The organism is Sphingobacterium chungjuense (genome assembly GCF_011316935.1).
GTDB classification, from domain to species: Bacteria; Bacteroidota; Bacteroidia; order Sphingobacteriales; family Sphingobacteriaceae; genus Sphingobacterium; species Sphingobacterium chungjuense.
Map to the genome: position 1 here is coordinate 21,574 of NZ_WLYS01000010.1, position 9,563 is coordinate 31,136.

Here is a 9,563-nt window from a genome sequence, read left to right on the forward strand (position 1 = left end):
CGCAGATTGTCACCATCCTTGCAGTTCAGTTCGTCCTCCTCATAGGCGGCCACTTTGTCTGGCGTGGAGCTATATTCCATTTCATTCCAATGATCTAAAACGCTAGCATTTATAAAAGTAGTTCTTCCCTTAAAAATGCTACCATAATCCTCATGGATATGTCCAAAAATGTGGTATTTAGGTTCTACTTGATAGACACGTAATAATAATTCCTCACACCCCACCTGTTTTCCGTAAACGATTTCATCTTAAATGCCGAAAGGTGGATCGTAGACGACCAATATATCAATATCATCGGGTATCAAGATCCCAATGCTTCTTTATTTCACTTTCTGGATCCGGATTGAAACCCCAGTCATTGAACTATTTATATCGCCTGCATGGATAATACCATCTCCGTTGGGCGACTTGAGCGATCTATGCTGTCAATTCTTGCCTAAAATGGCTACTATTTTAGAGGGTTGTTTGTCAATAGGCCATTTTACTCGCGCTTGGTAGAGCAATTTTAAACAACTAAAAAAGCTCAGAAGAATAATCTAAGGCCTATTTAATTCCTTTTTCAGGAAAAAAGTCTTTAAACGGAACGTCGAGTTCCTTTGATATCCGGTTAAGGTGATTTAAGTTCCATTTAGCGATATGAGTTGGGTTCTCAACATTGCCAACGAAACCAACAGAAATATCAATCATATGCGCTAACTTGGCTTGAGAAATTCTTTTAGCGGTACGGATTTCTTTTACCTTATTAATCACATATTGCTCTATATCAGTGCTAATTGATTCCTTTTGCATATAGATGCAATTAGCACAAAGAAATAACACAAACCACCTACATATATGCGTGTGATTTATTATATTCGAATTATGAGATGGATATTTTGGTTTTTTGTTGTGAATGTAGTGAGCTTCGTGGCGTTGATGAAAGGCCTCATCGGTGATGGAAACATGTTCGTTGGTGCTTTTATTGCTTTTGCAGCTTGGGGTCTTTTTCTTAGAGCGATTTTCGCAAGCCAAGAGAATAAAAGAAAGATGAAAAATAGAGAACAGATGATAGACGAATATTTGAGACAGCAGTTGAGGAAATAATTTTTGCAAGCATCTATTTAATCAGAAATATTAATCAAAATAAAATGTCATTACTAAGAACGGTATACGTGGGAATTGGAGGAGCAGGAGGGTACATCATCAAGTCTCATGATAACTTCTTTAGGGATAAGCTATATCTTTATTTAGATGGAGAAAAAGATCTGCGACATATTTTTGATGAGCTTATAGGGATAAAGAGAAATATCTACGACAAACAAAATTTGTCGGCTTATTTCCATAAAGAAAATCGCTATGAACTTTTTCTTGGACTCGGTGGGAAAACTGGTTCTAGTTGCATTATAGAAATACTTGATTTTCTCAATTCAAACGGGATATATTACAAATGTTATTGTTTTTACCCATACAGTTTTGAACCCAACACGCGTATATCCGTTGCGGATAAAACTTTGGTAAGCCTAAAGCAATATCAAGGAGTCACTGTTCTTTATATGGATGAAATAAAAAAGAGATATACGAATTTAAATTTGGCGTCTGTCTTTTCGATTCCGAATGAAGTTTTAGTGAAGAATTACCTAAAGAATGATTCGGTCTAAAGCTTGACCGAATCATTCGTACTATTTGTTGTCCAAATTTTTGATCTCTAATCTTTTCCTTTCAATTGAATGAAGTAATCGTTGTTCTTCTTCGCGCTTCATAACAACTTCTTCAAAACGTTCACTATTCTTACTAAATAGTGAATCGACGCCAGACACAAATTCGGGCATTTCTAAAGCCATTAGGCGGTAGCGAATTTCGTATGATCGCTTCTCGACAAGCTGTTTCTTTTGCTCCCAAAATTGACCTAGCCCGAAAGAGATAGCTGTTGCCATGAGGCTGAATATTAATATTAGCGGAAGGGATTTGTAATCTAATGTATGTTTTTTTACGACGAGTGTTTCCTTGGGAATACTGCCTACTGATTGTAAAAGAGAAGATTGGGTTGAGTTCAATTTTGAAACAGCGGTGTCGACAATTTGTTCAATATTTGTTCCCACTTTTTGATATTGTTCGATTGTCAAGAAATATGGTTCTAAAGCATTCAAAAGCTTTTCTTGTTGAATTTCTCTTTCAAGAATCAGTTCTTTAAGTTTATTTAAGCCTTTGAAGAGGTTTTGGTTTAACTCTATTGTATCTTGATTCGATTCATGTATCATTGGGGCGATCTTGACAAGGTCGCGTACTAATGCATCTACCGATGTTTCTATTTGCAGTAATTTTTCTTTTATCTGTTCCATTTCTTTACGTTTTATATTTTACGTTTGCGTTTTCTTTTCGCGGCATCGTCAACTGACACTGGATTTATCGAGCCACCGAGGCTAAGTAATCCGTGAAATGATTGTTGCAGAAATCCCGATTGCTTAGGTTCGTATCCTGTATCAATTTCTTTTTCATCCGTATTTACAGCAGGTGATACCGCAGTGTCAAAGGATTGTTCAATCTTTGAAAAAGAAAATTCTCTTCCGATTTCACTCCCTTTAAATTTAAAACCGTCCTTCGCAAAAGACACCCCCTGAATTTCTTTGGAATCACCCTTAAATTTAAATTCTACACTTATTCCTTTTGAATTGAGATAGTGGGTCAAATCTTTCCAGCCATTTCGAGCATTACTGCTCCTAGTACCTTGTTGCAAATAATAACGGATCTCTTTTTTCACTTGATAGTATTTGTTTTTACTATCCGTGTAAGGTGATTGTTCCCTGCCTTTGGTAAATCCATATTTGATATTAATCTCCCTGACAGCTTTTAATGAACGTATTTTCGAGTAGTCTTCATTTATTTTGTGATTATCATAACCATTCTTTGAAAAAACGAGATGACAGTGAGGATGCTTTTTATCTTCATGTCGGACAACAATTAGTGCTGTATTTCTTATTTTCATTTTGTTCAAATAATCTTGTGCGATGAGACTCATCATGTTGTCGGATAGCCTACCATCTAGATCTTTGGAGAAAGAAAGCACTATATGTCCAAGTGGATTCTTTATTCGCTCGTTGGACGTTGATAACAATTCGAACTGCTTTGCTAAGAACTTAGAATCACCGAGGCGTAATCCATCGATGTGGATGATTTTCGCCTTCTCTCTATTTAAGCAGTAATCTAGAGAAGACGAAAACCCTGCGTTTGACTTAATGATCTTTGCTATCATTTTCTATTAGTAGTTTACGTATATAATAATCGAGATGATCCAATGAATTTTTCAATCGAAATTCAATTGTACTGTCCTTAATTTGCGAATTCAGTGTTTTGGAAATTTGATTGATATTGTTTCCAATATTCGAAAGGTTTCTGAAAAAGGTTCTTTCTTCATTGGTAAATAGGGCTTCCACTTTCTTATTGAAGCATGCTGTTCGTATATATCGGCTCACACTCATGTTCGCTGATTTAGACAAGTCTTTCAATCTTTGCAGATCCGCTGGAGTAAAACGGACTTCTACTTTTTTATTGAGATATTCTTTCTTCATTGCTGTAATTTTTAGAGACCAACGGGATAACCTTTTCCCAAGACAAAATGTATTTTTTCAGGGAAAAGGTACATCTTGCACTTTCTTATCGTCGATTAAATTTGATAGTTGACACCATATCATTCCATTCTTTTAAATGATCATTCATGTCGTTCACATTCTCGTAGAGTAGCGATGCATCTTCTGCATATTTGTACTTGCTTAAGAGCTCTTTGGTGGCGTTCTGTCCTGCCAAATCATTGTCCAAGAACAGACTTATTTGATGATAACTTGACGCATATTTTTCGATCTTATTTTTGTTGGATAAAGAATTAAAAACCAGCACGTCTCCATTCAGGAGGTTTTGAAAATCCTTAAATAATTGCCAATAGCTCAACATGGAAAAACAGCCTTCAAACACTAGGAGCCGTTTAGCAACACATCCGTTTGAAAAAAAAGAAATGCCTGATCCGAGGTTGCCTTTGAAGTCTTTATTCCTTATTGCAAACGAATTGGGATTCACAGTCGGCAATCCCACTGCAAAGAACTTCTTATTACCGTTTGAATAATATACTTCTCTGCAATACTTCTTTGCTATTTGAGTGGATATGCCCCTAGATCGGAGATATTGGTTTAAAACTTCGTTGGTACCGATGTCTTTCGTATAGTTTAATTTGATCGTGCTATCTGAATAGCTGGCGACTTCTAGTTTATCGGTAGCTTCGTGATGAAATAAGTTCGTTACTTCGTTCATTTTCTTTTGTAGTTGCTTTAAACCTCCACCTTCGCCAAGTCCGAAATCAAACCATTGGTCGTTCTCGACTTTCATTGATGGCGTGCGATCTGCTCTGTAGGGTGCATGATAAATCGAATAGTGCTTATATCGTTTTGCAGGAAATATCCCTTTGGAAGCCAAATAGGCTTCTATCACGTAATTGTGATTCATAAAGTTTTGATTTAGATCGTACAATTCGCACACCTCGAACCATTCGAACAGTACGAAAGGTGCGAGGTCGTACGAGCGTACGAATTCCTAAGAATTATTGTTCAGCTCTTTTTAGCCATTTTCGGATGGCTGATTCGCTACATTGTAATTGTTTGCCAATTTGAACGTTGGAATATCCTTTGCTTTTCAACTCCAACACCTGTTCTATATTTTCCTCGTAACCTGATGTCTCCTTTTGTTTTAAAAGCTCTTTCTCATGACGGGATCCCAGTTGATTAAATCCTAGATAGCCTTCGTTGGTCGACAACTCACATAAAAGGACATTTTCCTCATCATAGATTAATTCTCCGCTTCGAACTTTGAGTTGCTTGATGTAGCGTAAATTCTTGTCGAATGCTGATCGACCGATAGTGAATACCGAATCGGCAAAATTGGATTTCATTTTAGAGCCTTGTAGATCATTAAGGCTAATTGGTTTCCATTCCTCGACCTTTTTATTGTGTTCCAAAATTAAGAAGGTGATACCTTTCTCAAATTTCATAGCCGACAATGCGTTCATAATCGGAATCGTTGACTTTGCAGTATCTGTAGAAGATGCTGTCACTTTGGTCATATTATCCAATACCACGACCTTAGCATCAACTTCCTTGATTCTGTCTTTAAGTGACTGTATAAAAAAATGCTCGTAACTGGTGTTTTCTGGAATTTCGCTCATGATTTCCTGTGTAGCTCGGTAGAAATTTTCTGGAAACTGATAATGATTGTCATTCGAATCTCGATATCGCTTTTCAAACTGCTTATCTGTCAATTCTAAATCGACGTATAATAACACATAGCATAATGCGATATGCATGGCGATTTGGACACTTAATGCAGTCTTGCCAATACCTGTGTCGGCAAAAAGGATGGTTAGCTCGCCTTCTACAACCAAAGGTTGATATAGAAATTTGGGATCGGGAAGTAGGGCAGCATCTTGTAATGTTTGATTGGCAGTTTTTACCGCTAGCAGGTTGAAATGATCTATCATAAGAACCTCCTTTTTTTATTTCTGGAAAACTCTTTGAACAATTCAAGCGCTTTCTTGGTATCAACGATTATGGTTCTTTGATCTTGATCGATAGCGTTTCCAATAACTTCCTTCTTAAGCTTTTGGGCTTTAGACTTTGAGCAATTGAATAATTGCTGAATACCTTGTAAACCAAAGACAAAATCAGGAAGGTTTTTTTCTTTTTCCTCTTGAGGAGTTTTGCTGATTGCCTCGGTTTGCAGCGCAACCAATTCTTCGCCAGTCATCATAGCGACGGGCTTCTTTAATAATGAATGTATATCCATGGTCGGACGAATTAAAGTTAAAAACTACGGCCGTGTACAGCAGCCTATTTTCGTTCTAGAACATGGTACTAAGGTAATTGGGGTATTGGGTGCAGAAAAGTGCATAGTACTTATTTTTTGAAAATAAAACACTTTAAATGAGTGTTTTAATGAAATAAGTTTGCTGTTAAAAGTGCAAAACCGTTTATTGGTATTAAAACTTACGGTTTATAGATATCTTTTGAGATTTTTAAGAATAAAGGAGCATGTAAAAAAAGTTCGCAATTATGCTTAGAGAGGTATGATTTTATTTTCGAGGATTCAGAGCTCTTTCTATGAACTCTCTCTTCGACCATAGTTTTACGCATTCGAAAGAATCGTTATAATGCATAAGCTGATATAGATAATCGTTTCCAAAGTCGATTAGTTTAATTTTTTTAGCATAACGCCAACTCTTTCGTTCGTAGTTCCATTGATATGAATACATTCGCGAATCATCGTAATTGTCAAGAAATTCCTGAATGTGGAGAAGACTGTATTCATGATATCTTCCATTTTTCAAAACATCACAGATCTCAATCTTGTTACCGTATTTATTGTAGTGTATACGACAATTTTTAACTGTTGTAGATTTATGACTTGGAAGTTTATGCTTGATGGTGAAGTGATGTTCAAACCCCTTTCCGTTTATGACCCAAATCATCGTATTATAAAACCGTTCTCTACTACTTATCTCCTCGGGTTTAATTGGAGAATTTTGAAACTCTATGACTATGCCATTAACAAGCTTTATATCTGCAATATGTTTCTCACCGTTGAAGGGATCTGTATGAACTATTTCTTGATTCTCAACGGGAAAGTGGCTTTTCCATTCCCTATGCCAGTCAGTTTCTGACTCCCACCAGTTGTCACAATTGTTTAGGCTAGCGTGTGCCCAGTGCCAAACCTTGATAATCCCACATTTTGCAATAACAGGCTGTTTACAGCAGCTACATACACCTATTAAATTTGGTGATGGAGCAGTTTTGACACCATTTACTAAAGCATATTTCATGGTTTGCTGTTTACCTTCTTGATGGACTTTCCAATTCTGAAGGATTAATGCTTATTATTTCCGCCAAATTATTTTTAAAATTTTTGTCGGCATCTCTTCTTTTTTGACGAATGCGTTCAAGCAATTTTGTGTTAGTAGGAGAGTTTTTCCAGTGAATGGAGGATAAAATATGATTTACCCATCCTATTTTCTTTTCGTCATTTATCTGTTCTGATAGATTATGAATCAGAAAATAGATTTTATTAAACACTCCACTTTTTAAATTTAGAAATGAGTTAATTTTACCTCCTTGGAACACTATAAGGAAGTCGTCTTCGGAAACATTGTCAAACAATTCACCTCCGAAAGACTCAAATATCTTGACTAAATCGTAATTTCTTAATGGAAGTACTTTATTCTCACTAACTACCGGTTCTCTAACAAATACTTTGGTAAGAATATCGTCTAAATAATTCAACAGATCAATATGTTTAGCGGATGTGTAATGGCAGTTTTCGCGACCGAAGGAATCATATTCTCGAAAAAGTTCGTCTAACTTAGCAGTTTCGGTATCCAAGAACGGTTTTAGAATATTTTTCTCTCTTTCATTCTGATATTCCATATCACTTAATTCCTCAGCATTCAATCTATAAGAAGCTGCCTCCAAGCTTTTGTCAAATGATTCGTACTCTTGACGAATAGCTGTTGTCTTTGATAGTTGCTGATTATATATCTTTTGTTTCCGTGCAACTTGTTCATCTAATTTATGCTCGAAAATCCATTTACGATGTTCAATTTTAAATAGATCAATGACGTTAAGCAATTGATTTCTTCGTATGCTGATAGTCTCTAGTAAATTTTGATAACTGTCAATTGGTAAGTTGATTACTTCCTTATAAATCGCTGACTTCAAGGCGTTATTTTCCAGCATCGTTTCGATTTGTTGTTGAATATCCGCAATATCTTCCCAATACAGTGGCTTAGTCGAACGGAGCGCTTGTGTAATTTCAATATATACATCAACGATATTTAAAACATCATAGATCGATTTTGCCATACTACATTTTATTAAACATTTCCATTGCTTCGCTGCGCATCTCGTCTACCGTATCGATATAAGGTTGCATAGATTTATAGTCCGAATGTCCAGTCCATTTCATCATTATGTGCACAGGTATCCCGAGGAATAAGCCGTTGCATATAAACGAACGCCTTCCAATGTGAGAAGTTAATAGTGCGTATTTTGGGACAACCTCTTCAATTCGCTTGTTTCCTTTATAATAGGTCGTCATAATTGATTCATTAAGTCCGACTAATTCACCAAGTTCTTTGAGGTATTCGTTAAATTTCTGATTTGAAATTACTGGTAGCGCCTTGTTGTTCGGGAATCTTTCATCCTTATATTTATTTAAGACTTCTTTTGTGTGATTGTTCAAATCGATGATGAGCTTATCATCGGTTTTGATAGTTACTACTTCTATATATTTTTCTTTTACAGCGTCTCTAGTCAAAGCATATACGTCTGAATGTCTCAATCCTGAATAACAAGTGAAAATCAGTATATCACGTACACGGTGTAGATATGGCTTTTCTTTCGGAATACTAAATGCTTTAATGTGATCGATCTCATGCCCCGTGAGAAAGACGACCTTTTTTTCTATCTTTTTAATCTTTGGGCGGTAGGATAGGAACGCTGTGTTAGTAACCGTTCCCTTTCTATGACACCAACGAAGAAACCATTTTAGAAACTTCAAATGTTTTTCTAGTGTTGAGTTTTTAAATCCTCTATTCTTCAACAGGAAATCCAAATATTTATCAAGCGTAGAATTATCAAAATCGTTGATGCCGATTTTTGGTTTAAATTCTTGTAAGTGGTTTCTAACCGTTTGAAGCTTTTTTAGTGTGCCTTCAGTCCAGTTATTGAGTTTTCGGTTCTCTATAATAAATTGGTCGTAATAATCGAAGAATTTACTTTGTGTTTGTTCTTCGGGAGAAGTTTCATTTTTCGGTTTTATCCGATCATTTATCTCATTCCTCAATGTGGTTTTTGACGGCACGGTGCCTTCAATCTCGTAACTTTTAAAGATATCTTGAATGATGCTTTCAATCTTCAAGAGTGATGCATTTATTTCACTTGCAGACTGTTTAATTTTGTTTGTAGTACCGTTTTTTACGCGTTGCTTTTTATCGTCCCATTTAGAGATGTCAACCCGAAAGCCACTGGATAAATCTAGTCTATCACCGTCATAGTTGATACGGACTCTAATTGGGACATTTTCAATGATCTCTATGCTGTCCTTCTTGCGTCTTTCAAGTGAAAAAATGATATTCCTTTTGATGTTCATTTTTAGGGGTCAGTAAAATATCAACACCCAAATTTACACCCAATTTTTCAGAATACCTAAAAACTCATGAAAATATAAAATAGTATTATGTTGTTGATTTACTGAGTTTTGTATTTTTAATTGAATCTGTAAAAACATTTAAAAATCTACATAAAAAGAGCCTCCGGCTCCACAAAACGAAAGCTCAACTGCAAAGTTGGGCTTTTGTTTTTGGCGGAGGTGATGAGCGCCCGATAAGAGGGTTCGAACAATTTCTTTGCGGGTTGCGTGCGGGGATTGCGGGTCGCAAACTATCCCTCCGGCTCCACAAAACGAAAGCTCAACTGCAAAGTTGGGCTTTTGTTTTTGGCGGAGGTGATGAGCGCCCGATAAGAGGGTTCGAACAATTTCTTTGCGGGTTGCGT

General features: G+C 36.3%; 12 protein-coding genes. 2 read left to right on the forward strand and 10 right to left on the reverse strand.

The window, feature by feature from the left end:
- Window positions 1-543: 543 nt before the first annotated feature.
- Complete coding sequence (locus GKO22_RS16430; protein ID WP_166336995.1) at window positions 544-789, reverse strand: helix-turn-helix domain-containing protein; 246 nt, start codon at window positions 787-789, stop codon at window positions 544-546.
- 72 nt (window positions 790-861) lie between these two features.
- On the opposite strand from GKO22_RS16430, the gene GKO22_RS16435 reads away from it, so the two are divergent.
- The gene (locus GKO22_RS16435; protein WP_166336997.1) at window positions 862-1,083 is read left to right on the forward strand and encodes a hypothetical protein; all 222 of its coding nucleotides are present in this window, start codon (window positions 862-864) and stop codon (window positions 1,081-1,083) included.
- 44 nt (window positions 1,084-1,127) lie between these two features.
- The gene (locus GKO22_RS16440) at window positions 1,128-1,637 is read left to right on the forward strand and encodes a hypothetical protein (RefSeq protein WP_166336999.1); all 510 of its coding nucleotides are present in this window, start codon (window positions 1,128-1,130) and stop codon (window positions 1,635-1,637) included.
- A gap of 21 nt (window positions 1,638-1,658) precedes the next feature.
- Here GKO22_RS16440 and GKO22_RS16445 read toward each other — a convergent pair whose 3' ends face one another.
- The 9 genes from GKO22_RS16445 to GKO22_RS16485 all read right to left on the reverse strand — a co-directional run bounded on the left by GKO22_RS16445 (window position 1,659) and on the right by GKO22_RS16485 (window position 9,159).
- Window positions 1,659-2,318: a hypothetical protein gene (locus tag GKO22_RS16445; protein WP_166337001.1), complete on the reverse strand. Its 660-nt coding sequence runs from the start codon at window positions 2,316-2,318 to the stop codon at window positions 1,659-1,661.
- Between the two features lie 11 nt (window positions 2,319-2,329).
- Window positions 2,330-3,229, reverse strand: a complete 900-nt coding sequence (locus GKO22_RS16450; protein WP_166337003.1) for a relaxase/mobilization nuclease domain-containing protein — start codon at window positions 3,227-3,229, stop codon at window positions 2,330-2,332.
- Window positions 3,210-3,545: a plasmid mobilization protein gene (locus GKO22_RS16455; protein ID WP_166337005.1), complete on the reverse strand. Its 336-nt coding sequence runs from the start codon at window positions 3,543-3,545 to the stop codon at window positions 3,210-3,212. The genes GKO22_RS16450 and GKO22_RS16455 overlap by 20 nt, the downstream gene beginning before the upstream one ends.
- Before the next feature lie 85 nt (window positions 3,546-3,630).
- The gene (locus GKO22_RS16460) at window positions 3,631-4,470 is read right to left on the reverse strand and encodes a toprim domain-containing protein (RefSeq protein ID WP_166337007.1); all 840 of its coding nucleotides are present in this window, start codon (window positions 4,468-4,470) and stop codon (window positions 3,631-3,633) included.
- 94 nt (window positions 4,471-4,564) lie between these two features.
- Window positions 4,565-5,497 carry an AAA family ATPase gene (locus tag GKO22_RS16465; protein ID WP_166337009.1) on the reverse strand — a complete coding sequence of 311 codons (933 nt, stop codon included), beginning with the start codon at window positions 5,495-5,497 and terminating at the stop codon, window positions 4,565-4,567.
- Window positions 5,494-5,802 carry a DUF3853 family protein gene (locus GKO22_RS16470; protein WP_166337011.1) on the reverse strand — a complete coding sequence of 103 codons (309 nt, stop codon included), beginning with the start codon at window positions 5,800-5,802 and terminating at the stop codon, window positions 5,494-5,496. Before GKO22_RS16470 ends, GKO22_RS16465 begins: the two co-directional genes overlap by 4 nt.
- 286 nt (window positions 5,803-6,088) lie before the next feature.
- Window positions 6,089-6,835, reverse strand: a complete 747-nt coding sequence (locus tag GKO22_RS16475) for a competence protein CoiA (RefSeq protein WP_166337013.1) — start codon at window positions 6,833-6,835, stop codon at window positions 6,089-6,091.
- A gap of 10 nt (window positions 6,836-6,845) precedes the next feature.
- Entirely contained in the window at window positions 6,846-7,871 is a 1,026-nt protein-coding gene (locus tag GKO22_RS16480) for a hypothetical protein (protein WP_166337015.1), read from the reverse strand.
- 1 nt (window position 7,872) lies between these two features.
- Window positions 7,873-9,159 (reverse strand): site-specific integrase, encoded by a 1,287-nt coding sequence (locus GKO22_RS16485; RefSeq protein ID WP_166337017.1) that lies wholly within the window; start codon window positions 9,157-9,159, stop codon window positions 7,873-7,875.
- Window positions 9,160-9,563: the final 404 nt, after the last annotated feature.

Coding starts and splice junctions, on each gene's coding strand:
- GKO22_RS16430 (WP_166336995.1), bottom strand. CDS start 789: ATGCAAAAGGAATCAATTAGCACTGATATAGAGCAATATGTGATTAAT.
- GKO22_RS16435 (WP_166336997.1), top strand. CDS start 862: ATGAGATGGATATTTTGGTTTTTTGTTGTGAATGTAGTGAGCTTCGTG.
- GKO22_RS16440 (WP_166336999.1), top strand. CDS start 1,128: ATGTCATTACTAAGAACGGTATACGTGGGAATTGGAGGAGCAGGAGGG.
- GKO22_RS16445 (WP_166337001.1), bottom strand. CDS start 2,318: ATGGAACAGATAAAAGAAAAATTACTGCAAATAGAAACATCGGTAGAT.
- GKO22_RS16450 (WP_166337003.1), bottom strand. CDS start 3,229: ATGATAGCAAAGATCATTAAGTCAAACGCAGGGTTTTCGTCTTCTCTA.
- GKO22_RS16455 (WP_166337005.1), bottom strand. CDS start 3,545: ATGAAGAAAGAATATCTCAATAAAAAAGTAGAAGTCCGTTTTACTCCA.
- GKO22_RS16460 (WP_166337007.1), bottom strand. CDS start 4,470: ATGAATCACAATTACGTGATAGAAGCCTATTTGGCTTCCAAAGGGATA.
- GKO22_RS16465 (WP_166337009.1), bottom strand. CDS start 5,497: ATGATAGATCATTTCAACCTGCTAGCGGTAAAAACTGCCAATCAAACA.
- GKO22_RS16470 (WP_166337011.1), bottom strand. CDS start 5,802: ATGGATATACATTCATTATTAAAGAAGCCCGTCGCTATGATGACTGGC.
- GKO22_RS16475 (WP_166337013.1), bottom strand. CDS start 6,835: ATGAAATATGCTTTAGTAAATGGTGTCAAAACTGCTCCATCACCAAAT.
- GKO22_RS16480 (WP_166337015.1), bottom strand. CDS start 7,871: ATGGCAAAATCGATCTATGATGTTTTAAATATCGTTGATGTATATATT.
- GKO22_RS16485 (WP_166337017.1), bottom strand. CDS start 9,159: ATGAACATCAAAAGGAATATCATTTTTTCACTTGAAAGACGCAAGAAG.